This window comes from Flavobacterium sp., from assembly GCF_040382755.1.
Taxonomy (GTDB): Bacteria; Bacteroidota; Bacteroidia; order Flavobacteriales; family Flavobacteriaceae; genus Flavobacterium.
The window spans coordinates 1-24,407 of record NZ_JBEIET010000024.1 but is presented as its reverse complement, the minus strand read 5'-3'; the positions used below and the strand labels follow the sequence as shown (position 1 = coordinate 24,407).

The window sequence follows — 24,407 nt, the reverse complement described above, 5'->3', positions numbered from 1 at the left end:
TCATATTGTAATGCACCAACGGTTCCAATTACTTTTCTGCCGTTCATTTCAATAGTGAATAATTGTGCTACACCTTCATCCATTAATTGGTCGACACCTTTTTCTAACTGCTTTGCTTTTAAGGGATCGGCATTATTAATATATCTAAAATGTTCTGGAGAAAAACTTGGAATTCCTTTAAAATTCATCATTTCACCTTCCGTAAGTGTATCGCCAATTTTAAAATTTCCAGTATCATGCAAACCTACAATATCGCCTGGATAAGAGATATCTACAATTTCTTTTTTCTCTGCAAAAAACGCATTTGGACTACTAAATTTCATATTTTTCCCTTGTCTAACATGAAGATAAGGTTTGTTTCTTTCAAAAGTTCCCGAAACAATTTTAATAAATGCCAATCTGTCGCGATGTTTAGGATCCATATTCGCATGAATTTTAAACACAAAACCACTTAGTTTTTTCTCATCAGGTTGAACCAATCGGGTATCCGATTCTTTAGCACGTGGCGTAGGAGCAATATTGATAAAACAATCTAATAATTCGCGAACGCCAAAATTATTTAATGCCGAACCAAAAAATACAGGCTGTAATTTTCCAGCTAAATACGCATCTCTATCAAAAGAGGGATATACTTCTGTAATTAATTCTAATTCTTCGCGAAGTTTAGTAGCGGGTTTTTCACCAATAATTTTTTCTAATTCAGGACTTTGGATGTCTGAAAAAGCTATGGTTTCTTCAATATTTTTTCGACTATCGCCTTCAAATAAATTAATGTTTTTCTCCCAAATATTATAAATACCTTGAAAATCATAACCCATACCAATTGGAAAACTTAAAGGCGTAACGTGTAATCCTAATTTTTTTTCTACTTCGTCCATTAAGTCAAACGCATCCTTACCTTCACGATCTAGTTTGTTAATGAAAACAATCATTGGAATGTTTCTCATTCTACAAACTTCCACCAATTTTTCGGTTTGCTCTTCCACACCTTTTGCTACGTCAACTACCACAATAACACTATCTACAGCAGTTAATGTTCTAAACGTGTCTTCCGCAAAATCCTTATGACCAGGCGTATCTAAAATATTTATTTTTTTCTCTTTGTAATTGAAAGCCAAAACGGAAGTAGAAACCGAAATTCCACGCTGACGTTCAATTTCCATGAAATCGGAAGTAGCGCCTTTTTTTATTTTATTACTTTTTACAGCACCAGCTTCTTGAATTGCACCTCCAAACAACAACAGTTTTTCTGTTAACGTAGTTTTTCCAGCATCTGGATGCGAGATGATTCCAAAAGTTCTTCTACGGGCAATTTCTTTTTCGAAACTCATGAGTATTAATTTTTCGCAAAAATACTATTTTAAATACTATTTTTCATAGCGATATGGTTTTATTGTAATATAGTAATAAAAAAATCCTTAATTAACTGTTATGCTAATTAAGGATTTTTAAAGTACCCACAAAGGTCGTTTTGTCGAACCGCTTAATTCAAGACATTCGACTGTTAGCCAATGTATATAGACATCTATTAAAAACACAAAAGGTCTGGTTACTATTCATCTATATCATATTTTAAATTATTGAGTATTTGTTTGTAATGCTTCTCAACTGTAGACTTTGCGACACCAGACAACTCTTGGACTTTCCTAATTGTTACTTTTTTATTTTCTGATAACAAACTTTTGATGGCTTCAGTTATAATCTCTATTTTTTCCTCTCTAACCAAGTTGTTTTTATTTTGTCCTACCCTTTTACTGTTTTGCACTACATATTCACCTGTGTGTTGCCTGTCTTCTTTCTCTGCTTCTTTGTCATATAGATTTATATAAGTGGTGCAATTCGGATAAGGTGTAGGACAAAATTCTTTTGATGAAAAAGACATTAGCCTACCAAGGAAGGCATAGCAGTTATCGTTTATTATTTTCATTACTAAATCAATATCCTTTTTAAAAACAACTAATGCGTCATGGATAGGAATAACAAAATAACCATTCTTAACCAGGTCTCTGGTGATGTTATTTATGAATAAATCTGATTCTTGAAGCTGAAGTTCTCTGGCTTTACTTATGTTAATATCAATATCAATCAAATGTTGAAATGTAATTGGGAAAAGGTTCTTGAAGGCTATTCCATATTTACTGTTGCAAATCACACTTGGGTTTTGGTTAAAAATAACAGAATTAAAGAATTGTTTTTTGAACTTATTTCTTGTTACATCTGATGATATATCAACACCGATTTCGTTGGCAAGAATTTGGTATATCTCGCCACTGTAAACGGCATCATTAAAAGCTTCATCGTCATTGTATCGATTGGATAGCATAACCAACTGAGCACCTTTGCCATCAATTTCAACAAGTTCATGACCATCAATATGTTTTAAATACATACGATGTTCTCGCTTGAAGCTTGTTATAGTATGGAATAACCTTCCTGTATTTTGAGATTTAGTTATGTAAAGTTTAGGTCTTTCTATGGCTGAAGGCAATTGAAGTTGTTGGATATTAAAAAGGACTTGCTTTTCAATTTCGTTTAAATTGCTGTAGTTGGTACTATGAAAGAAATTAATAGTATTAATTAAACTTTTTGAGGTTATCTCATAACAAACAAGTTTTCTAGTAGACGTTAGTAACTTGTATGTAAAATATGGGAAACTACCATCTTGATAATTCAACTGGGCTTCTACAAGTCCTTTTTTTACAAAGTATTCGATTATAGACTTGTAAGTTCTATCTCCAAATGTTCTTTTTAGGAGTGCAGATGATAAATATTTTGATTTTTTATCAGCTCTGATTCTGATAAGGGTATCAATGAAGTAGAGATGCTTGTCTTTTAGGGTAATTTTCTCGTTAAAATCAGAATCAACTAGTTGTATTATTTCTTGTGTTGACTGAATAGAATAGGTCGACATTTTTCATAGTATTCTTGCTTTATGTTATTTTACTTGCTTTTTTAAGCTGGGCAAGAACCAGATGGAGCGACCATCTGGAACCAGCTAATCCAATTAAATTAGATAATAATAAATATAGCGAAAAAGAAAAAAAAGTCAAGTCTATTGATACCCTCCCTCCTCCACGGGAGGACTTCCCCCGTTACCTCCTAGTAGCCCCACCCCGTATTATGGCTTTATAGGGGGTATGATGAGACATAATTTGTGATGAGCCACTATTAAAAAAAAATTTCCAGAATTTTTTTCCAGAATTTTTTTTTACAATTAATGTTATGATTTACATCGTAAAGTGTTGTTAAGCTTTACGATTTGTCCATTGTCGACCACCTAAAACTGAGTAATCATTTCAACAAATAGGCTCTGTTAGCATTCCTAAGCCTTATTAAGGCTCAAGCCTATAAAGGTATTCAGACAATTAAGGTCAATTTCGGTTATGAAATATTTTTATCTCATTTTATGTTGGTTTTTTCACTATATTGTACCCAAATAACGCACAGATGAATCGTATTAAAGAAGTTTTAGCCGACAAAGGAATTAAACAAACGTGGCTGGCAAGTAGGTTAGGTAAATCATACAATATGGTTAACGGATATGTTACCAACAAGCGACAACCTAGTATTGAAGTTTTATATGATATTGCAAAATTATTACAGGTCGATGCTAAAGAACTATTGAATTAAAGTATTTTATGAGGATAATTAACAACCAAAATATTTTACTTCTCGATGAAGTAAACAATGCGATAACCACAACATCAAAAGTACATTTGAGCTGTAATCATTTTACTGCTTTAGCATTATTTGAAATAATACCATCCCTTTCTAATGCTAATAGCATTGAGTTCTTAATATCTATGGATTTTAATCAACAAGATGATTTTAGATTAATCCATTCTGCTAATGAAAGTAAACTAGAACTTTCTTTAGACCGTAAACACAAACTAAATCAAGTTATTGAACTTGTAGAGAAAAAGATTCAAATAAGACAAGGTGGCATAGGGAATCAAAACATACTAATTATTGAAGATGATGGTAAGTCAACTTGTTTTACGCTTACACCTTTAGATTTTGATTCATTGTGTATTGGGGTTGTTTCCTCTAAAACACCGATTTTTATTACATGCTTTGAAGACACAGGTAATCAATTTCTAGGATTATTTCAAAACACATGGAACAATAGCAAATCTTTGATTAATGTTGCAGTTGCTGAACGATTAAAAAAAGGAACTGTTAACATAACCCCAGAAGCTATTTACAAATATAGCATCAGAGAAATTTTTCATTACTCAACTATCAGTGAACGTGCCGATGAAAAATTAGAAAAAGTAGGTTTCAAAAACTCAAAAATTTGGAGTTTATTATTCAACTTTCAAAAAGATGCGGTTATTGGTGCTATCGAGAAAATTGAGAAGTATGGAGGGTGTATTATAGCTGATTCGGTTGGATTAGGTAAGACGTTTGAAGCACTAGCGGTAATAAAATACTATCAACTTCGTAATGATAGAATATTGGTGCTCGCTCCAAAGAAATTAAGAGAGAACTGGACGGTTTACCAGCAAAATGATATTTACAATGTTCTTGCTGAAGACAGGTTAAATTATGATGTGTTAAATCACACTGACCTATCCAGAGAAAAAGGAAAATCTGGAGATATTAATCTGGAAACAATCAACTGGGGAAATTATGATTTAGTGGTTATTGATGAATCACATAATTTCAGAAACAATCCAAATAAACGTGAAGGAATGACACGTTACAAGCGATTGATGAACGATGTGATTAAAGCTAATATTAGAACAAAAGTTCTGATGCTTTCTGCTACACCTGTTAATAATAAAATGAACGATTTGAAAAATCAAGTTTCATTTATAACAGAAGGAAACGATAACTATTTTTCTAATCACGGTATCGAAAGTATTACTCAAGTAATGCGTGATGCTCAAAGAAGATTTACGAATTGGTATCGAAATGGTGACCCGAATAATTTGGATGTGAAATCGTTGATGGAGCATTTGGACGGGACATATTTTAGAATACTAGATATGTTGACCATTGCACGTTCAAGAAAGCATATCGAAAAATACTATGATACAACAGACATCGGAAAATTCCCTACTCGTTTAGCTCCAATTACAATTTATCCAGAAATTGATACGGATAATCAATTCAAAGATATTGGGGTGATTTATGATGAGATAAGCACTCTAACACTAGCTTCATATTCTCCACTTGGGTATGTGCGTGCAGATAAACGTGCCTATTATGAAGAAAAATACGATATGCTTACTGCAACAGGAAGTGTGTTCAAACAAGTTGACCGAGAACAAAGTTTGATTTATTTGATGCGTATCAATTTATTAAAAAGATTGGAGAGTTCAATTCATTCTTTCAGACTAACATTGCTGAGTCTTATCGAAACAATTGACGGCAATCTTAGACAAATTGAGGAGCACAAAAACGGTAATATTGATAGTGATTTTAATATTACTGATATTGAAATAGATGATACAGAACTTGAAGATTTACTGGTAGGTGGCAAAACTAAAGTCTTAATTCAAGACATGGATATTATCCGCTGGAAACAAGATTTAAAACAAGACAAAACAACACTGGCGACCCTACTAAGTAATATTAGCATAATTGATAGTAATCGTGATGCTAAGTTATTAGAACTTAAAAATCGAATCACAGAAAAGATTGAAAATCCTATCAATGAGGGTAATAAAAAAATAATCGTTTTTACTGCATTTGCGGATACTGCTAAATACATACATGAAGAACTTAAAAACTGGTTAATTGATGAACATAGTGTATACTCGGCACTAGTAACAGGTTCTGATACGAACAAAACAAATATGCCAAATTGTAAATCCGATTTGAATACCATATTAACTAACTTTTCACCGAAATCTAAAAAGCGACATGACCTCAATCCAGACGAGAAAAACGAGATTGATGTGTTAATTTGTACCGACTGTATTTCAGAAGGACAAAACCTTCAAGATTGTGATTATTTGGTCAACTATGATATTCACTGGAATCCTGTTAGAATTATTCAACGATTTGGTCGAATTGACCGTATTGGTTCTCAAAACGATAACATTCAATTAGTAAACTTTTTCCCAAGTATGGAATTAGATGGGTTTATTGATTTGGTGGCACGTGTTCAAGGTAAAATGGTGATGCTAGATGTTTCTGCTACTGGAGAAGACAACATTATTTCTCAAAACAGTCGTGAAATGCAAGATTTGGATTATCGTAAGCGACAATTAAAACAATTACAAGACCAAGTTATTGACCTTGAAGATGTTCAAGGGAGCATATCCATTACTGATATGACTTTTAACGACTTCAAAATTGATTTAGAGAAAAGTACCGATGAGCAACTTGCTGAATTAAATGAAATCCCAAAAGCCTCGTATGCTGTAGTAAAATCTAATTTAGCTGAAATTAAGCAAGGTGTCATCTTTTGTTTGAAAGACACTACTGAAGATTATTCAAAGCACTTAAAGAACAACATCCTGTATCCTTTCTTCTTAGCTTACATTAGTTTGGATGGAACTGAAATAATCAAAGGAGCACAAACCAAAACTGCTTTGGATTATTTTAGAAAATTAGGAATGGGTAACGATAAAATTGCTACTGAATTAATTGCTGAATTCGATAAAGAAACAAAAGGAAATAAAAAAATGGATACGTACACTCAATTGTTACGTAAAACATTGGATGAAGTGAAAGGTATTCAAGAAGAAATAGGCTTAGATTCGTTGGCAACACCAGGAGGAACAACCTTATTTGCTGATGCAATTAATCAAGAAGAAAGTTTAGAATTAGTAAGCTATTTAATCATCAAATAAGTTGAGTTTAAGCTACAAAAACATATTAAACCTACCAGACAGGGTGTTGCTCGAAAAGAAGCTTACCAAGGCTTTCTTTTTGAAGAATTTTGAGCTTTCTGCATCAGAGAAGAAGGTTTTAAATTCATCCATAGCACAAATGGAATGGTTGGCAAGCATAAAGCCAAATAATAGCAACATTCAGAGTGTAATAAATGACCTATTTGCTTTTGAGGAGGTTCAAATAATGGTATGCACGATTGGTAATGAAAAATTAGATGCGGTAGCAAATACTTGTATTCAACTTTTTCAAAAGTATATACCCTATCAAATGCTGTTGATTGTTGAAAACGACCAAGAGTTCATAATCAATGTATGTGAAAAACGAATTAATCAGAACGATAAAACAAAACGTACTATTGAAAAACAGTATTCCACAAAAGTACTTTCAAAGTTATTTAAGGACGATACTACCGATGCGTTTTTGAAGTCTATTGATTTTGCAGTTATGGACAAAACCAACTTGGAATCGTTTTACCAAAGTTATATCAATTCAATAATTCAATTGAATAGTGCAAGTGTGACAGGTGTTTTTCAAAAACGAACTAACACACGAACCAAGGAAGACCTAGAGTTATTAAACAAAATGGAGGAGCTGGAAAAAGATATTTCAAAACTAGCCAACCAAATAAAAGCAGAGAAGCAACAAAGTCAAAAAGTAACGCTTAACATTGCGATACACCAAAAGAAAAAACAAGTAGAAAATATAAAGAATCAACTGAGCGAAATATGAGTTTAGAAAAAATTACCAGAGGCGATGAGCAAACTAAAAGCCTTGACTTAGTAAATGACAACATTAATAAACTAAGAGAACTTTTCCCAGAAATAGTTACCGAAGGAAAAATTGATTTCAAGGCACTACAAGAAATCTTAGGGGAAGAACTTGAAGAAGGGGAAGAATACTACCGTTTCACTTGGGCTGGCAAAGCACAAGCTCGTAGAGAAGCTCATAAGCCAAGTACAGGCACGTTACGACCTTGTAAAGAAGAAAGTGTGGACTGGAATGCTACTCAAAACTTATATATTGAAGGTGATAATCTTGAAGTTTTAAAGCTTTTGCAAAAAAGTTATGCCAACAAAGTAAAGATGATTTACATTGACCCACCTTATAATACGGGTAAAGACTTTGTTTACAAAGACAACTACAAAGACAACCTTAAAAACTACCAACAAGTTACTGGGCAAGTGGATGATGAGGGCAACAAGCTTTCTACAAACTCAGATAGTGATGGGCGTTACCATTCCAATTGGCTTAACATGATGTATCCAAGGTTACGTTTAGCGAGGAATTTATTGAAAGATGATGGGGTAATATTTATTAGTATTGATGAAATTGAATTTAGTAAGTTAAGGATAATTTGTGATGAAATTTTCGGGGAAACTAACCATATTGCAGACTTTGTTTGGCAAAATAAAAAAGGTGGTGGAAACGATGCAAAATATGTTGCTGTCGAACATGAGTATGTTTTAATGTATGCTAAAAATGAAACAAACTTACATAATTTATTTGAGCCTTATAAACCAGAATATCTTCTCAGATATAAGGAAGAAGATGAAAACGGAAAATATTTTTGGGATACATTTAAGAGAAAATCGGGGAAGCAATATTATCCAATAATTTGTCCAGATGGTAGCATATTAGAATATGATGAATTAGGTAATAGAATTAGTTGGTTGAGGAGCGAGGAGAGATTTAAAAATGATATAGCAATTGGAGACATAAGAATAGTTCAGATAAACAATAATTGGACTGTGCACTTTAAACAAAGATTACCATTGGGAAAAAAACCAAGAACTATTTTTTTAGAAGAGTCAATTTGGGCAAAAGTTGGTACTAATAGTGATGGAAGTAATTCTATTGTTGAACTTTTTGGCAAAGAAGTTTTTTCTCATCCAAAACCTTTAGGTTTAATGAGTCAAATTTTAGGATTTTCCTCTCAAGACGGGGATATTATTATGGATTTCTTTTCTGGTTCGGCTACTTTTTTTCACGCTTCTATTCTTCAACAATTAGAACAAGGGAAAAAGTTAAAAACAATTTGTGTTCAATTACCAGAAAAAATTGGAGTCGAAACAGAGCAAGGGAAAAATGCGATTTCATTAGGGTATAATTTAATTTCTGATTTGGCTAAAGATAGAATTAGAAAACTTAATAAAAACATTCAAAATTCGTCCATAGATTCTGGCTTTAAGGTGTTTAAATTAGATAGTTCCAACATCAAGGGTTGGGATGGTAAACCAGAAGACCTAGAAGCGAGTTTGTTTGATGCTCAAGAAAACATCAAACCCGACCGTACTGAAGAAGATGTGTTGTTTGAAATATTATTGAAGTACGGCTTAGATTTAACGCTTCCAATTGATGAAAAGTTAATGGATGGTAAAAAAGTATTTAGCGTTGGTTTTGGTGCGTTATTTATTTGCTTAGCAGACGATATTACTAACAAAGTGGCAGAAGGGATTGGAGCTTGGAAACAAGAGCTAAATCCAGCTACATGCCGTGTAATTTTCAAAGACAGTGGTTTTTCAGATGTAGAAAAAGCAAATGCAGTACAGACCTTGAAACGATTTGGAATTAGTGAAATTAAAAGTATTTAAACAAGATTTATTCACAATTAAGCAAGGTTATCAACAAAGTGAAAAAAGCTTTAAAATCAAGGGTTTTATAAAAATAAGCAAGGTTTATACCTAATTAAGCAAGGTCAAAAATGAGTGATTCAGTTTCAAAAATAAATACGTTGGTTACGAAAGAGTATCTTCAAACGCAAGTCGAGAATCAATACTTTGAACGTAAAGGACTTGGTGAAAAAGACATCAAGCCAATAAAAATAGCAGAAGAATTAATTGGCATGTTGAATGCTGATGGTGGAATACTGGCTTTTGGAGTTGCTGATGACGGTACTATTGAAGACCTCAATATACTTGGCACTAAGTTGGATGATTACCGAAAATTAGTTTTTGATTTTATTCATCCAGCTTGTAATGTAGAATTAGAGGAAATTGAAATAGATGAAAAGCTTGTGTTCCTGTTCCATGTTGAACAGGAATTAGAACGTATTTTTTGCACCAAGGATAATAAAAAATATTTTTTAAGAGTTCATGATTCGAATAGACTATTAGACCTAGAGCGAATTAAAAAGCTGGAATACGATAAAACCATCAGACGATTTGAAGAAGAAACAGTAAAAGACTTTGAGCAAGAAGACCTAGACCTAGAGTTATTACAAGAATACAAGTTAAAGCTTAATTATAAAGGAACTATACTCGATTTACTAGTAAAAAGACATTTAGCTACAAAAAAAGCAGACGAATACTTATTCAAAAATGCTTCGGTACTATTGTTTGTAAAAGAACCAGAAAAATACATTACATCTGCATCAGTACGATACATTCGCTTTGAAGGAACGGAAGTATTAACAGGTGTGAGTCACAACGTGGTAAAAGATGAACGATTCGAAAACAATGTTCCTAGACTGATAGATGAAATCAAGGCGTTCTTAAAAGCTTCATTCAAAGATTACTACTTCTTAGATTTAGAATCTGGAAAGTTTAAAAAAGTACCAGAATACCCAGAAGAAGCGTGGCTTGAGGGAGTTGTTAATGCACTTTGTCACCGTTCTTACAACGTTCAAGGAAACGCTATTTACATCAAACACTTTGATGACCGCCTTGAAATTAGTAATAGCGGACCTTTGCCAGCACAGGTAAGTATTGAAAACATAAAGTCAGAAAGATTTGCTAGAAACCCAAGATTAGCAAGAGTTTTAGAAGATTTAGGATATGTAAGACAATTAAATGAGGGAGTTTCTCGAATTTATGAGTCAATGGAAAAATCGATGCTTTCAATTCCAGAGTATTCAGAAAAAAACGGCAATGTATATCTAATCTTAAGAAATAAAATTAGTGGTCATTCTAAAACAATTCATGATTCGGTAATGGAGAAAATCGAGAAGGATTGGAATAAGTATAATGAAACACAAAAGAAAATATTCTTTTACCTCTTCACGCAACACCAAGCAACCTTGAGCGAGATTGTAGCTTTTGTTCAAATTAATGAAAACACGGTAAGAGGTTATCTAAATAAGTTAATTGAAGATAAATTATTGGATAGAATTAGCACTAAGCAACGTGATATAAATGCGTTGTATATGTTTAAGAAGCAATAACTGGTTAGAAACATTTGAAGATGCTTAAGCAACATTAAAAATATGTTTTAAATGACTAATAATAAAGGCATTTGTATAATTAGGTTAGATTTTAATAAAGCTAAGCAAGGTGAAAATCTTATTTGACGGTTATTTGATTTTAGAAGTGAAAATTGGCGTTAAGCCTTGAAAATAAAGCGATTTTTTATTTGATGGTTATTTGATAACTCAGATAAAAATAAAATATAGAGATTATGAAAATACAATTTGATAGTGCACTAAGTTACCAGCAAGAAGCTATAGATGCAATCGTAGATATATTCAAAGGGCAAGAAACTTGTGAATCTAATTTTACTGTTTATTCCCCAGAATTTATAGCAAAACAAGACCAAACAGTTTACAAAGCAAGTTTTACCGAATTAGGTTATGGTAACCGACTTACATTAACTGAAGGTAAAATATTGGAGAATGTACAAAACATTCAATTGGGTAACGGTTTAAAACCATCGGTACGTGGCGAAGTTAATCGTAACGAATTGGATTTTACAGTTGAAATGGAAACAGGTACTGGTAAGACGTATGTGTATCTGAGAACGATTTTAGAATTGTTTACCAAATATGGTTTTTCTAAACATATTATTGTTGTTCCATCGATTCCAATCAAAGAAGGTGTTTACAAATCACTACAGATAACCAAAGAGCATTTACGTGAATTATTTGATAATGAAAACTACAATTTCTTTGTTTACGACAGTAGTAAATTAAATGAAGTTAGAGATTTTGCTACAAATGACAAGCTAGAGATAATGGTTATCAATATTGATGCTTTTGCTAAAAGCTTTGAAAACCCAAATGATGAAAAAAAATCTGTGAATATTATTCATCGTTATAATGATTCGTTAGGATACAAACCACTGGACTTAATAAAGAACACGAACCCATTTATCATTATTGACGAACCGCAAACGACAATGAGTACCGCTTTACGTAAGAAAGCAGTACAAAACTTAAATCCCTTGGCGATTGTTCGTTATTCTGCAACCCATAAAGAAAAAGTAAACTTGATGTACAAGTTGGATGCGGTTGATGCGTATGAAAAGAAATTGGTAAAGCAGATTGAAGTAGGTTCAGTACAAACCGAAGGTGCAAACAGTCAAGCTTATATTCGATTACTAGAAATTAAATTGAGTAAAGGATTTCCAACAGCTAAACTCGAATTGGATATTTTTAAAGACGGCAGAATTACTAGAAAAGCAGTTTGGGTTAAACAGAATGAAGATTTATGGGAACTTACAGACCGTGATGAATATGAAGGATATATCATCAAGGACATATATGGAGTTCAAGGAAACGAATATATTGATTTTACTAGTAAAGAAGATATTATTCGTTTAGGAGAAGCAATTGGTAATGTTGACGATAAGCAGATTAAAACAGCTTTAATTCGTAAAACAATTGAAGAGCATTTAGACAAAGAGCTTATTTTAAACCCACAAGGGATTAAAGTATTAAGCTTATTTTTTATTGATACAGTATCGAAGTATCGTATTTATGATGAAGACGGTAACGCTACCAATGGAGCGTATGCAGAGATATTTGAAAAGGAATATAGTCGTCTGATTTCTAAGCCTAAATACAATAGCTTATTTTCTGAAATTAAAGATATTGAACTAGAATCTAGTCAAATACATAATGGTTACTTCTCTATTGATAAGAAATCCAAACGAAGCAATTCCAAAGATAAATTTGAGTACTTCAAAGATACGAGTGGAAGTACAAACGCTGATGAAGATACTTACAACCTTATCATGCGTGATAAAGAGACTTTGTTGTCTTTTTATGACGGGAAAGACAATTTGAAGAAAGTGAAGTTTATCTTTTCACATTCGGCATTAAAAGAAGGCTGGGATAATCCAAATGTATTTCAAATATGTACCCTAAAAGAAGCTGGTAACTCAGAAATTAGAAGACGACAAGAAATTGGTCGTGGACTTCGTTTGTGTGTAAATCAAGATGGTGAACGTGTATATGGTCATGAAGTAAACACATTGACTGTAATGGCAACAGAATCCTATGTTGATTTTGTAGATAATTTTCAGAAAGAAATTGAATCAGAAACGGGTATAAAATTTGGAGTTCTTGCTTCACACAGTTTCGGTGATGTTGTTATTGAAATAATAAATATTGAAGATGAAGATGGTAACCCAACAACAGATATGGTCTATTTAGGACAAGAAAAATCTGCTGAACTCTTCAATCATTTTGTTGCGGTTGGTTATATAGATACTAAAGGTAAAGTTCAAAACACACTTAGAATTGCATTAAAAGAAGAGAATGTTAATATACCAGATGAGTTTAAAGAGAATGAAAACATTCTTAATCAAATTATAAATACCCTAAAAGAAACTGCTGGAAAATTAGAAATTAAAGACGGTTCAAAGAAACAATTAGTAAAGGTTAATAAGCAAGTAATTGATAGTCCAGAATTCAAAGAACTTTGGGAACGAGTTAAATACAAAACAACATTTTCTGTAAAATTTGATTCAGATGAACTAATTCGAGAATGTATTAATGCTATTGATAGCAGATTAAAGGTAAAAAGCGGAAAGTTAACTTATACCAAAGGAACTATTACAATGGATGCTGGTGGTGTTGGCGTGAGCAATGTAGTCAATGAATCAGAGACTTTATATGGTCAAGTTGAAAGATTACCAGATATTGTTAGTTATTTACAAAACGAGACACAATTAACACGAAAATCAATTGTAAAAATATTGACTGGAACATTCAGATTAAAATACTTCAAAACTAATCCACAAAAATTCATTGAAGGTTGTGTAGACATAATCAATGAACAAATGCGTATGCACATCATAAGTGGTATTAAATATCAAAAGTTAGGAGATGCAGAATACTACAGTCAAGAACTATTTGAAAATCAAGAGCTATTTGGATACTTACAAAGTAACTTAAAAGAAAGTACGAAGTCTCCATACAATTATGTTGTTTATGATTCAAATGTAGAATCAAATTTAGCCACACAGTTTGAACAGAGTAAGAATATTTCAGTCTATGCTAAGCTACCAGATTGGTTTAAAATAGACACGCCTTTGGGTACATATAATCCAGATTGGGCAGTATTATGGAAGGATAAAGATGAGGAGAAATTATTCTTTGTGGTTGAAACTAAAGGAGATACTGGTTTATTTGGAAATCGTCCAAAAGAACAGGCTAAAATTGACTGCGGGATGGCACATTTTCAAGCAGTTGGTAGTGATATGATTGTTGCGAGTAAATTTACAGAGGTTGAAGATTTCGCTTTAAACAAAAACACATTACAATAATGAGCCAAAATAAATATTCCGAATTATCAATCAGTGTATTAGCATTAAAAGCTGAAGGGCAAAGTTACGAGGATTTGTTTTGTGATATTATGATTCTAAAAGATTCTAGATATCAGAAAATTAAAGCTTATGGTAATACAGGTGATATGAAAAATGATGGTTATATTTCAGAACTAGGACATTTTTTCCAAATTTACGCACCAGAAAACGTAAAAAAACAAAAAACAATATCTGATTCTACTAAAAAATTAGATGAAGATTTTAGGGGTTTATATAGTAAATGGAATAACATTTGTACAATTAAAAAATTTTCATTTGTTATAAATGATAAGTCCAAAGGAATACCTCCACAGTTAATTCAAAAATTAGAAGAACTAAAAAAAGAGTTTGCCGAAATTGAATTTTCTTTCTATGATTTCAATTCTTTAATAAATGATTTTTTAAGCTTAGATTTAACTAGTCAAAGTAAAATAATTGGATACATTCCAAGTGGTGAAATTAAAACGATTGATTATCCAATATTAAGAGCTACAATTGAAAATATAAAAAATAATTTCAGTGATTCATCACCAAACAACAGTTTGAATCTTGAGGAGTTTCATAGCAAAATAGAGTTTAACAATCTTGACGTATCAATTTCTGATTATTTGTTAAAGGCTGAAGCTCAAAATTATTTATTAGAAAGTTATTTTGAAAATAATCCTAGAAGCAGAAATTTTGTTGGAACGATTTTGAATGATATTTACAACAATATTAAAATTGAATATAGTTCAAATGACAATATTTCATCTAATATGATTTTTTATGCACTTTTAAAAGATTGTTGCATTGATAAATCAATAGATTCTAAAAACTCAGCATTAGTTTTATTGTCATATTATTTTGTAAGCTGTGACATATTTGAAAAACCTAACAGATAATGATACTACCTTCTAAGCATACTAAATACGATGAAAGCTACATTGTAATAGCTGGAATAATTTTTTCATTTTTAGAGAAACCTTTAAGTGTTGATGATATTCTTGAAAAATATACCGAATATGTTAATAATAAAGGAATTAAACAAATGATTACATTAGAATCAATAGTATATGCCATTGATTTGTTGTTTATTTTAAATAAAGTTTCTTTTGATAATAACTTAATATTAAAAAAATGAAATTAATAGAGTTGGGTTCTGATGATAAAAAGTTTAGGACTATAAAATTTAAAGAGAATGGACTTAATTTAATTCTTGGAAAAAGAAATTCTGAGGATTCAAAAAGTACATACAATGGTGTTGGGAAATCGCTTGCATTATATTTAGTGCAGTTCTGCTTAGGAACTAAAGCAAATAAAAAAATAACAAATAAAATTCCAAACGTAAATTTTTATTTGAAATTTAGAATTGATGGGATTAATTACACGGCAAAAAGAAATACTACAAAGCAAAGCGTTATTACATTAAATGATGAAACGTTAAAACTTTTAGATTTTAATTCAAAAATGTTATCTCTTTTATTTGAAGTACCAGAAGAATTATCAAAAATTTCTTTTCGCTCACTAATTTCAAGATTTTTAAGAACCCGAAAAGAGGAGTATAATGATTTTGACTCTTTTGTAGTAAAGGAACAAGAAGATAGAAGTTTACTTAGTAATTCATTCTTGTTAGGATTAGATGCTATAAAAGTTCAACGTAAATTTGAATTTAAAGAAGAATTTACAAAAATTGATAAATTAAGAAAGGTTTTACAAAAAGATGAAATTTTTAATTCGGTTTTTGGAATTGAAGGTGAAATTAGTTTGAAAATAAATGAACTTGAAAAAAAAATATCAATTTTGGAAGATGATTTGTCTTCATTTAAGGTTGCCGAAAATTATAAAGATATTCAAGAAGAAACTAAAAAATTATCGTTTGAAATAAAACAACATGTTAATATAATAAGTATTAATAAGGAACTACTTTCGAATATTGAACAATCAATTAAAATAAATCCAATAAGTAATAAAAATGAGGTAATTGAATTTATTAAAAGAGTAGAAATTGAATTAAACATAAATATCCAAGACAGAATTAATCAAGTAAATGAATTTCATGAAAGCATTATAAAACAGCGGACTTCAAGATTTGAAAATGAAAAAAAGAAATTAGCTGATGAGATATTATTGCACGAAAAACTTGTTGGCGAGCTTGAAAAAAAGTATAATCAAAATTTGAAATATATAAATGAGCATGGCGGTTTAGAAGACTTTACTTCAATTAATTTGAAACTGAATGATTTTAAATTTAATTTGGATAGAATAAAAAAATCAAGTGAATTAATTGCAAATTATAAGAAAAGAGGTGATGAAATAAAATTGTTTTTGGCACAAGATAATTTATCAACTACTACCTATTTAGAAAATATTAGTAACACATTGATAAAAGAGATAACCGATAATTTTTCTGAACTTGTAAAAATATTTTATATTAATAAGTTTGGTGGAATTTCGATAGAAAATAATAGTGGCGACAATAAACTAAGATATTCAATTGAGGCTAGGATTCAAGATGATTCTTCCGATGGAATTAATGAAGTAAAAATATTTTGCTTTGATTTGTTATTATTAACTATGAAAAAGAATCATAAAGTTAAGTTTTTATTTCATGACAGTAGATTGTTTTCAGATATGGATACTCATCAAAGGTTTCCAGCATTAAAACTAGCAAATAAATTAGGCGAACAAGGTTTCCAATATATTGCATCTTTGAATCAAGACACCTATGAAATGCTTGAAAAAGAACAAGATGAAAGTGATTTCAAATCTATTATAAAGGATAATATTATTATTGAATTGAGTAGTGATAATGATGAAAGCAGATTATTAGGAGTACATATTGATTTAGAATATTAATTAGTACTTAATATTAATAGCATACTTCTCCCAATCAAAATCTTTGAGAACATCTTTAATCAATTCTTGAACGCAAAAGTTATTAATACTATCAATAGTTCCAATTATAACCAATTCACTTCCATCAAATTTTTTCTTGGGGTCGTTCACACTTTTGTGTGATGACACCCAAACATAAACGGTATAAGGTAGAAACTTCTTTTTATCCAAATCAAAACTCTTCATGGAGTACACGCATTTTCGAACATACCAATTGGCTGGCACATCTAATCGGTCATAAATTCTAATATTATCTTCTAGTTCTGGTTCACCAACCAATATCTCCCCATACGTTTCTTTAATTTGGATTCCATTAATGGTTAATTCATGACCGCCATTTATTTTAATTGTATCCTGTTTCATATTTATTTCTTTTAGAAATAAATATCTCCAAAAACACAAAAAAATATTTTATTTAACTGAAATCCAGGATAATAGACCAAAAACTTGTCCTGGGATTTTATTTTTAGGAACTTTGCCAAAGGTTGTTATAAAATAAGGTTTACCTTTTATTATAACACCAAATTGGTCAAATAATAGGTTCTGAAACCAGCAAAATGACCTCAAAAATGTTTAACCCTTTTTTTATAACACTTATGAGTAAAATACCAGTAGCAATTTTCGGAAGAGTAAGTTTGGATTCGATGGACTTCCAAAGACAAATAAACGATTTACAAAAAGTAGCAGATAGATTGAATTATGAAGTTGTTAGTATAATAACGGAAAAAATATCTGGAGCTAAAAACAACGATGAACGTTTGGGAATCCAACAATTACTTTCACAAGCTAAGCTGGGAAAATTCAGAAAGTTACTATGCACGGAAATCTCTCGATTAGGAAGGTCTAATACTCAAACCCTCACTCTGATTGATGAACTTCACCGATTAGGTGTAAGCATATATTTTCAAGACTTGAATTCAGAAACATTAAATGAAAATGGTGAGGTTTCTTTTCAGACAGAAATCTTAACAAATTTGTTATCCCTATTTGCTAAGAACGAAAGGCAGACTTTGATTTCTCGAATAAAATCTGGGATGTTACAAGCAAAGAAAAATAATATTCATTGTGGAAGACCAAAAGGTTTTGAGAATACCGATGATTTTTTAAGCAAATACCCTAAGGTAATTGATGGTTTAAAAAGAGGGTTAAGTGTTCGTGAATGTGTAAAGCTTTATGATGTATCACTTGGTACAGTTGCAAAAATTAGAAAAATGGCTATTGTATGAAGTATGTAAACCTGTCTCGTATCTATTTGGAAATGATTTCCAGATACAACGTTAAAACTTTCGATGTGACCAGCAGAATGGATGAATCGGAAACCAACCCAGCTGAAACAATGATTGAGTTCTATTACGACAAAAGGATACCTGTCAATATTCCAAGGCTAAAATCATTTCTAACTAGATATATTCGGTTCGTTGATAATTACTTTATCACTGTAGAGGATAGCAAAATAATTATTTGCATCATATTCCGACAAAAAACACAAAAGATGGATTATGGATTTGAATTCAGTTTGAACTAAAAAGTTATTCTTATGAAAAAAACCAGAATTACAATATCACACCAACTAGAAAAAACCAAACACAATTTTCTGGTGCTGAATCCATATAAGTTATCACGAATTGAATCAGAAAGAATAATGAAAAAGATGGGTGTTTCAATGCTTTTAGTGAACGGAAAGCTTTATACAGGATAGCATGTAAAAATAATTATTGTTATTTGTTTGATATTCAGAGTTTTAATATGTTCGATAAAAGTTTTTTCACTATCCCCACTTGCAACCATAGAAAGAAAATAGTACCTTTGTAATAGATTGATGCACAGGGTATAAACTATATAATGTAGCTCCTGTAACTCTTTTTACTCAGAAACTCGTATGAGGACAGTAAACTGTTTAGACGTATAATTTTATCTACCACTTTGTCTCCAAAAAGTGGTTTCAGCAAACATCTTTTTTAATTATGGCATTCTATGCCAACGGGGATTCTATGCTTTTTGCATTTTATCTGTGTCTGATTCGTCATGGTCGTACGTTTCGGAATGGTCATACTTGACTAAAAATAATTCTCCCCACTCGAAAAAAAATTGGAGATGAGTGGTTCAGAATGAAAGATGTTATCAATAACTGAATGCAAAAAAAAATTAAATAGAAACGGTGTACTCTTTGACGACATTGAGGTCGAAACAATAAGAAGAGTACTATACATTTTGGCACAGGAGTGCAATAAGATTATTAACGAAAAAAATATTAAACAATGAAAACACAACAGAAAAACGCTATTATTTATTGCCGTGTAAACTTACACGCAAAAACAGATGAGATTTTAATAATTGACAAACAGGAAAGCGAAGTGCTAAAGTTTTGTAAAAATGAGGGATTCAACGTAATTAAAAAATTTACAGATTACACAACTACTTCAAATAAAAATCAACCAGAGTTAAAAAAAATGAAAGCTTTTGCAAAACACAATGACAATCAAATTGATGCGGTAGTTTGCCTTGGATTTGACAGAATTGCAAGAACTTTTGAAAAAGCACATAATGAATTTACTGAATTCAATCAGATGAGCATTGATATTATTTCAGTACAACAAATAACGAACTTTAAAAACAACACAAATGACAAAAACAACTAAACATCAAATCAACGTTATACTCTACTGTAGGGTCAGTACTGATGAACAAGCTGAAAAAGGTTTCAGCTTGAACTACCAAGAAGAATCACTCATAAAATATTGTACTTATAAAGGGTATAATGTTTTAAGAATATTCAGAGAAGACCATTCGGCTAAAAATTTTAATCGTCCAAAATGGGAAGAATTGAAAACTTATGTAAAAGCTAACAAGAAAGCGGTGAACATGATTTTGGTGACCCGTTGGGATAGATTTTCGAGAAATGTTGAGCAAGCGTTACGACAGATGCGAGAATTTGAATCAGCTGGAATAGAAATAAATTCCTCCGAACAATATCTTGATAGAGAGAATAGTGACAATAAAATGGTTCTGTCAATATATTTAACTGCTGGAGAAGTTGAACGAGACAAAATTTCTCAAAGAACTGCATTAGGAACATACCAAGCAAAATGCGAGGGATATTATGCTCATCGTGCACCATTCGGATATTCTAGCCAACAAGAGGGCAATAGAATACAAAGAAATGGACAACAAGTTAAAAGAACTAAATTAATTCCCAATGAAAATGCTCATTACGTATCGGAAGCTTTCAGAGCTGTTTCATTAGGCATTGAACCAGCAGAGGTTGTTCGCAAAAGGCTAAATCTACAAGGCATGAAATTAGGCAAAAGTTCTTTCAACTTGATGCTAAAGAATATTATATATGCTGGCAAAATAATTGTCCCCGAGTTTAAAAAAGAAAGTGCAAAACTTGTAGATGGTGTTCATGCCCCATTGACAGACTTGGAAACCTTTTTGAAGGTACAAGATGTATTTCAAAATAAAAAATGGAGGTACTTGAGAAAACCAGAAAAAGAGGATGATTTCCCTTTACGCAACTTTATAGTGTGTGAATGTTGCGGTCAAAACCTTACTGCTAGTTATTCTAAAGGTAGAAATGCAAAATATGGTTATTACCACGGGAGACATCAGTGTAAAACCAGAGTTAGAAAAGAAAAAGCAGAAGACACCGTTGTTCAACTTCTGTCTGGATTGAAAATCAATTCCAACATCAATTCTTTGTTTGTAGAAATTCTTAAAGATTCAGCTAACGAGTTAAATGGCAACAAAACTAAAGAGCTATTACTAAAGAAAACGAGATATGATGAAATACAAACTCAGTTAACAAATGCTGACGAGCTATTTCTATCTGGTAAGATGCCTTCTGACAGGTATAATATTACTGTGGAACGATATAATGCAGAATTAATGCAATTAGAGCTAGAATTAGAAGTTTTAGAGCAAGTTGATGGTGATATCTCTGAGAACATCGAAACAGGCATAATGCTACTTGAAAATCTCGACCAGATGTTCTATGAAAGCGATAATGAAGGAAAAAAAATGATACTTGGTTCATTATTCACTGAAAAATTAATATTTGGAAATGAGATGTGTCGAACCACTGAAGTAAACGAGGTGATTAGAATTTTAACTAGGAATGGTAAGGGTTTCGAAAGTACAGATAAAAAAAAAGCTGTCAAAAATGACAGCTTTTCCGTAATAGTACCCGGAGTGGGAATCGAACCCACACTCCAAGGAACACGAGTTTGAGTCGTGCGCGTCTACCAATTCCGCCATCCGGGCATTGAAAAGCAAAAACAAATGAATATTTACTTTATGCCTTTTTAAAGTGAGTGCAAATATAACTAAAGTTTCTAATTTCATTATAAAAATACTTAAAATTTTACTTTCAGAGTTCAATTTAATTACTAACTTTGCACCCAAATTACACAACACAACAACTAACTAACTACTAAACAACTAATTAAAATGTCATACAAAGAGCCTGAAGCAAAAATATTTGCGTGTTCTCAAAGTGTGTATCTAGCAGAAGAAATCGCCAGTAAATACGGTGTGCCGCTAGGTAAAGTAACGTTCTCAAAATACAGTGATGGTGAATTTCAACCGTCTTTTGAAGAATCTATTAGAGGTCTTCGTGTGTTTTTAGTGTGTTCCACTTTTCCGAGTGCAGATAATTTAATGGAATTGTTGTTAATGATTGATGCCGCAAAAAGAGCATCTGCCAGACACATAACAGCTGTAATTCCTTATTTTGGATGGGCAAGACAGGATAGAAAAGACAAACCAAGAGTGCCGATAGGAGCAAAATTGGTTGCCAAATTATTAGAAACAGCAGGAGCTACCCGAATTATGACCATGGATTTACATGCAGATCAAATTCAGGGATTCTTTGAAAAACCAGTAGATCACCTATTTGCATCAACTATCTTTTTACCTTATGTAAGAAGTTTAGGATTAGAAAATTTAACTATCGCATCACCAGATATGGGGGGTTCTAAAAGAGCCTATGCGTATTCTAAATTTTTAGAATCAGATGTGGTAATTTGTTACAAACAAAGAAAAGTAGCCAACGTTATCGATACGATGGAATTGATTGGTGAAGTAAGAGGCAGACATGTTATTTTAGTAGATGACATGATTGATACGGGTGGAACATTAGCAAAAGCCGCTGATGTTATGATTGAAAAAGGTGCTTTGAGTGTAAGAGCCATTTGTACACACGCCATTTTATCTGGTGAGGCGTACGAAAAAATTGAAAACTCAAAATTAGAAGAGTTAATCGTTACAGATTCTATTCCGTTAAAGAAAGAATCTAAGAAAATAAAAGTGGTGAGCTGTGCGCCATTATTTGCAGAAGTAATGCACATGGTTCAAAACAATACTTCCATAAGTGGGAAGTTTTTAATGTAAAGTTAGTCGGTTTGAAGATGTTCATTCCTTTAAACTACTAACCTATTTATTTTTATTAATTTTAATTTATTTCAAATGAAATCAATTACGATCAAAGGATCACAAAGAGAAAGCGTGGGCAAAGTAGCTACTAAAGCCTTACGTAATGCTGGAATGGTTCCTTGCGTTATTTACGGAGGGGAAAATCCAGTACATTTTAGTGCTGAAGAAAGAGCATTTAAAGGTTTAGTTTACACTCCAGAAGCGCACACTGTAGTAATTGAATTAGAAGGCGGAAAGAAATTTGACGGTATCTTACAAGATATTCAATTTCACCCAGTTTCTGACAAAATTTTACACGTAGATTTCTATAATCTAGATGCTGCAAAAGAAATTACAATGGAAGTACCTGTTAAAATTACTGGAACATCTCCAGGGGTTTTATTAGGAGGGGTTTTACGTTTAAACCAACGTAAATTAAAAGTGAGAGCTTTACCTGCAAACTTACCAGATTTCGTTGAAGCAAACATTTCTGAATTAGAAATGGGTAACAAATTATATGTTACTAAATTAGGCGCACCAAACTACAAAATTTTACACCCAGACAACACAGTTGTTTGTCAAGTAAGAATTTCTCGTGCTGCTATGAAAGCTGCTCAAGAAGCTGCAAAAGCAGAAAAAGGTGGAAAAAAGAAAAAATAATTCAATTTTCTATACAAGTAAAAATCCCGAGCATTGCTCGGGATTTTTTTATTAAAATAAATTTATATTTGTTTTTATTTTCCTACAAAAACCGCTTTTCTTTTTTCTAAAAATGCCGTTGTGCCTTCTTTAAAATCTTCTGTAGCAAAACTTGCACCAAAGTTTTTTATTTCTATATCAAAACCATTAACTCCGTCTTCAAAATTCGCATTTATTGCTTCAATAGCTTTTGCAATGGCCACACTTGAATTTTGACTAATTTTTGTAGCTATAGATTTTGCTAAGTCTAATAATTCTTCTTGCGGCACCACGTGATTTACTAACCCATACGATTTTGCAGTTTCAGCATCAATCATATTAGCGGTCATAATCAATTCCATTGCTCTACCTTTCCCGATTAATTGAGTCAATCTTTGTGTACCACCATATCCTGGAATAACGCCTAAAGTTACTTCTGGTAAGCCCATTTTTGCATTAGTTGAAGCTATTCTGAAATGACAACTCATAGCTAATTCTAAACCACCACCTAAAGCAAATCCGTTTACTGCGGCTATAACTGGAGTTTGTAAATTTTGAACAAAATCAAATAATAATTCTTGTCCTTTTGCGGCCAATTGTTCTCCTTCAGAAGCAGAAAAATGAGCAAATTCAGCAATATCTGCTCCAGCTACAAATGCTTTTTCACCACTTCCAGTTAATATAATTACTTTTGTACTGCTGTCGTTATTTAAATCGTTAAATGCAGTATGTAGTTCTTCAATTGTCGCTTTGTTTAAAGCATTTAATTTTGTGGGTCTGTTAATCGTAACAATCGCTAAATTGTCTTGTTTTTCAATTAAAATAGTTTCCATTTTTTAGTTTTTTATAGGTAGTTTTACTGTAAAAAGTGTTCCTTTTTCTTCTTCAGATTCAAAAGAAATACTTCCGTTATAATTTTCAATAATTTTCTTAATGATGGCCAATCCTAATCCCATACCAGAATTTTTTGTTGTGAATTTTGGTTCGAAAATATACGCTTGGTTTTCAAACGAAATTCCAATTCCGTTATCCGAAACCTTCAAAATAAAATTAGTATCTTCTTTTAAAATTTCAAC

General features: G+C 31.7%; 19 protein-coding genes and 1 tRNA gene. 14 read left to right on the top strand and 6 right to left on the bottom strand.

Annotation, left to right across the window (positions count from 1 at the left end; genetic code table 11):
* Both ABWO04_RS04190 and ABWO04_RS04185 read right to left on the bottom strand, forming a co-directional pair.
* On the bottom strand, nt 1-1,331 hold a 1,331-nt coding region (locus tag ABWO04_RS04190; RefSeq protein ID WP_353077604.1), incomplete at its 3' end, for a peptide chain release factor 3.
* Between the two features lie 221 nt (nt 1,332-1,552).
* Nucleotides 1,553-2,911 carry a hypothetical protein gene (locus ABWO04_RS04185; RefSeq protein ID WP_353077603.1) on the bottom strand — a complete coding sequence of 453 codons (1,359 nt, stop codon included), beginning with the start codon at nt 2,909-2,911 and terminating at the stop codon, nt 1,553-1,555.
* Nucleotides 2,912-3,447: 536 nt separating this feature from the next.
* Between ABWO04_RS04185 and ABWO04_RS04180 the strand changes: the two genes are divergently transcribed.
* The 9 genes from ABWO04_RS04180 to ABWO04_RS04140 all read left to right on the top strand — a co-directional run bounded on the left by ABWO04_RS04180 (nt 3,448) and on the right by ABWO04_RS04140 (nt 17,205).
* Nucleotides 3,448-3,630, top strand: a complete 183-nt coding sequence (locus ABWO04_RS04180; protein ID WP_353077601.1) for a helix-turn-helix domain-containing protein — start codon at nt 3,448-3,450, stop codon at nt 3,628-3,630.
* A gap of 8 nt (nt 3,631-3,638) precedes the next feature.
* On the top strand, nt 3,639-6,806 hold the full coding sequence (locus ABWO04_RS04175) for a helicase-related protein (protein WP_353077599.1): 3,168 nt from the start codon (nt 3,639-3,641) through the stop codon (nt 6,804-6,806).
* Between the two features lies 1 nt (nt 6,807).
* The gene (locus ABWO04_RS04170; RefSeq protein ID WP_353077597.1) at nt 6,808-7,578 is read left to right on the top strand and encodes a DUF4391 domain-containing protein; all 771 of its coding nucleotides are present in this window, start codon (nt 6,808-6,810) and stop codon (nt 7,576-7,578) included.
* Entirely contained in the window at nt 7,575-9,440 is a 1,866-nt protein-coding gene (locus ABWO04_RS04165; RefSeq protein WP_353077595.1) for a site-specific DNA-methyltransferase, read from the top strand. The genes ABWO04_RS04170 and ABWO04_RS04165 overlap by 4 nt, the downstream gene beginning before the upstream one ends.
* Before the next feature lie 110 nt (nt 9,441-9,550).
* Entirely contained in the window at nt 9,551-11,008 is a 1,458-nt protein-coding gene (locus ABWO04_RS04160; protein ID WP_353077593.1) for an ATP-binding protein, read from the top strand.
* 233 nt (nt 11,009-11,241) lie between these two features.
* On the top strand, nt 11,242-14,331 hold the full coding sequence (locus ABWO04_RS04155) for a type III restriction-modification system endonuclease (protein ID WP_353077591.1): 3,090 nt from the start codon (nt 11,242-11,244) through the stop codon (nt 14,329-14,331).
* Nucleotides 14,331-15,251 carry an ABC-three component system protein gene (locus tag ABWO04_RS04150; protein ID WP_353077589.1) on the top strand — a complete coding sequence of 307 codons (921 nt, stop codon included), beginning with the start codon at nt 14,331-14,333 and terminating at the stop codon, nt 15,249-15,251. Before ABWO04_RS04155 ends, ABWO04_RS04150 begins: the two co-directional genes overlap by 1 nt.
* Nucleotides 15,251-15,490 (top strand): ABC-three component system middle component 6, encoded by a 240-nt coding sequence (locus ABWO04_RS04145; RefSeq protein ID WP_353077587.1) that lies wholly within the window; start codon nt 15,251-15,253, stop codon nt 15,488-15,490. The genes ABWO04_RS04150 and ABWO04_RS04145 overlap by 1 nt, the downstream gene beginning before the upstream one ends.
* Nucleotides 15,487-17,205 carry a DUF2326 domain-containing protein gene (locus tag ABWO04_RS04140; protein ID WP_353077585.1) on the top strand — a complete coding sequence of 573 codons (1,719 nt, stop codon included), beginning with the start codon at nt 15,487-15,489 and terminating at the stop codon, nt 17,203-17,205. The genes ABWO04_RS04145 and ABWO04_RS04140 overlap by 4 nt, the downstream gene beginning before the upstream one ends.
* Here ABWO04_RS04140 and ABWO04_RS04135 read toward each other — a convergent pair whose 3' ends face one another.
* Nucleotides 17,206-17,607, bottom strand: coding sequence for a hypothetical protein (locus tag ABWO04_RS04135; protein ID WP_353077583.1), 402 nt, complete (start codon nt 17,605-17,607; stop codon nt 17,206-17,208).
* A gap of 233 nt (nt 17,608-17,840) precedes the next feature.
* On the opposite strand from ABWO04_RS04135, the gene ABWO04_RS04130 reads away from it, so the two are divergent.
* The 3 genes from ABWO04_RS04130 (at nt 17,841) to ABWO04_RS04120 (ending at nt 21,471) form a co-directional block, all read left to right on the top strand.
* Nucleotides 17,841-18,470 (top strand): recombinase family protein, encoded by a 630-nt coding sequence (locus ABWO04_RS04130; protein ID WP_353077581.1) that lies wholly within the window; start codon nt 17,841-17,843, stop codon nt 18,468-18,470.
* A 1,032-nt stretch (nt 18,471-19,502) separates the two neighbouring features.
* Nucleotides 19,503-19,883, top strand: a complete 381-nt coding sequence (locus tag ABWO04_RS04125; RefSeq protein ID WP_353077579.1) for a recombinase family protein — start codon at nt 19,503-19,505, stop codon at nt 19,881-19,883.
* Nucleotides 19,867-21,471 (top strand): recombinase family protein, encoded by a 1,605-nt coding sequence (locus tag ABWO04_RS04120; RefSeq protein ID WP_353077606.1) that lies wholly within the window; start codon nt 19,867-19,869, stop codon nt 21,469-21,471. Before ABWO04_RS04125 ends, ABWO04_RS04120 begins: the two co-directional genes overlap by 17 nt.
* Here the strand turns inward: ABWO04_RS04120 and ABWO04_RS04115 are convergent.
* Nucleotides 21,425-21,504, bottom strand: a tRNA-Leu gene (locus ABWO04_RS04115). The two genes, ABWO04_RS04120 and ABWO04_RS04115, sit on opposite strands and share 47 nt — an antisense overlap.
* A gap of 186 nt (nt 21,505-21,690) precedes the next feature.
* Here ABWO04_RS04115 and ABWO04_RS04110 point away from each other — a divergent pair.
* Both ABWO04_RS04110 and ABWO04_RS04105 read left to right on the top strand, forming a co-directional pair.
* The gene (locus ABWO04_RS04110; protein WP_353077577.1) at nt 21,691-22,632 is read left to right on the top strand and encodes a ribose-phosphate pyrophosphokinase; all 942 of its coding nucleotides are present in this window, start codon (nt 21,691-21,693) and stop codon (nt 22,630-22,632) included.
* A gap of 75 nt (nt 22,633-22,707) precedes the next feature.
* Complete coding sequence (locus ABWO04_RS04105) at nt 22,708-23,313, top strand: 50S ribosomal protein L25/general stress protein Ctc (protein ID WP_353077574.1); 606 nt, start codon at nt 22,708-22,710, stop codon at nt 23,311-23,313.
* 74 nt (nt 23,314-23,387) lie between these two features.
* Here the strand turns inward: ABWO04_RS04105 and ABWO04_RS04100 are convergent, their stop codons facing one another.
* Both ABWO04_RS04100 and ABWO04_RS04095 read right to left on the bottom strand, forming a co-directional pair.
* Nucleotides 23,388-24,164 carry an enoyl-CoA hydratase/isomerase family protein gene (locus tag ABWO04_RS04100; RefSeq protein WP_353077572.1) on the bottom strand — a complete coding sequence of 259 codons (777 nt, stop codon included), beginning with the start codon at nt 24,162-24,164 and terminating at the stop codon, nt 23,388-23,390.
* 3 nt (nt 24,165-24,167) lie between these two features.
* Nucleotides 24,168-24,407, bottom strand: a 240-nt coding sequence (locus ABWO04_RS04095) for an ATP-binding protein (protein WP_353077570.1), incomplete at its 5' end; no start/stop codon positions are given.

Coding starts and splice junctions, on each gene's coding strand:
- ABWO04_RS04185 (WP_353077603.1), bottom strand. CDS start 2,911: ATGTCGACCTATTCTATTCAGTCAACACAAGAAATAATACAACTAGTT.
- ABWO04_RS04180 (WP_353077601.1), top strand. CDS start 3,448: ATGAATCGTATTAAAGAAGTTTTAGCCGACAAAGGAATTAAACAAACG.
- ABWO04_RS04175 (WP_353077599.1), top strand. CDS start 3,639: ATGAGGATAATTAACAACCAAAATATTTTACTTCTCGATGAAGTAAAC.
- ABWO04_RS04165 (WP_353077595.1), top strand. CDS start 7,575: ATGAGTTTAGAAAAAATTACCAGAGGCGATGAGCAAACTAAAAGCCTT.
- ABWO04_RS04160 (WP_353077593.1), top strand. CDS start 9,551: ATGAGTGATTCAGTTTCAAAAATAAATACGTTGGTTACGAAAGAGTAT.
- ABWO04_RS04155 (WP_353077591.1), top strand. CDS start 11,242: ATGAAAATACAATTTGATAGTGCACTAAGTTACCAGCAAGAAGCTATA.
- ABWO04_RS04150 (WP_353077589.1), top strand. CDS start 14,331: ATGAGCCAAAATAAATATTCCGAATTATCAATCAGTGTATTAGCATTA.
- ABWO04_RS04145 (WP_353077587.1), top strand. CDS start 15,251: ATGATACTACCTTCTAAGCATACTAAATACGATGAAAGCTACATTGTA.
- ABWO04_RS04140 (WP_353077585.1), top strand. CDS start 15,487: ATGAAATTAATAGAGTTGGGTTCTGATGATAAAAAGTTTAGGACTATA.
- ABWO04_RS04135 (WP_353077583.1), bottom strand. CDS start 17,607: ATGAAACAGGATACAATTAAAATAAATGGCGGTCATGAATTAACCATT.
- ABWO04_RS04130 (WP_353077581.1), top strand. CDS start 17,841: ATGAGTAAAATACCAGTAGCAATTTTCGGAAGAGTAAGTTTGGATTCG.
- ABWO04_RS04125 (WP_353077579.1), top strand. CDS start 19,503: ATGAAAACACAACAGAAAAACGCTATTATTTATTGCCGTGTAAACTTA.
- ABWO04_RS04120 (WP_353077606.1), top strand. CDS start 19,867: ATGACAAAAACAACTAAACATCAAATCAACGTTATACTCTACTGTAGG.
- ABWO04_RS04110 (WP_353077577.1), top strand. CDS start 21,691: ATGTCATACAAAGAGCCTGAAGCAAAAATATTTGCGTGTTCTCAAAGT.
- ABWO04_RS04105 (WP_353077574.1), top strand. CDS start 22,708: ATGAAATCAATTACGATCAAAGGATCACAAAGAGAAAGCGTGGGCAAA.
- ABWO04_RS04100 (WP_353077572.1), bottom strand. CDS start 24,164: ATGGAAACTATTTTAATTGAAAAACAAGACAATTTAGCGATTGTTACG.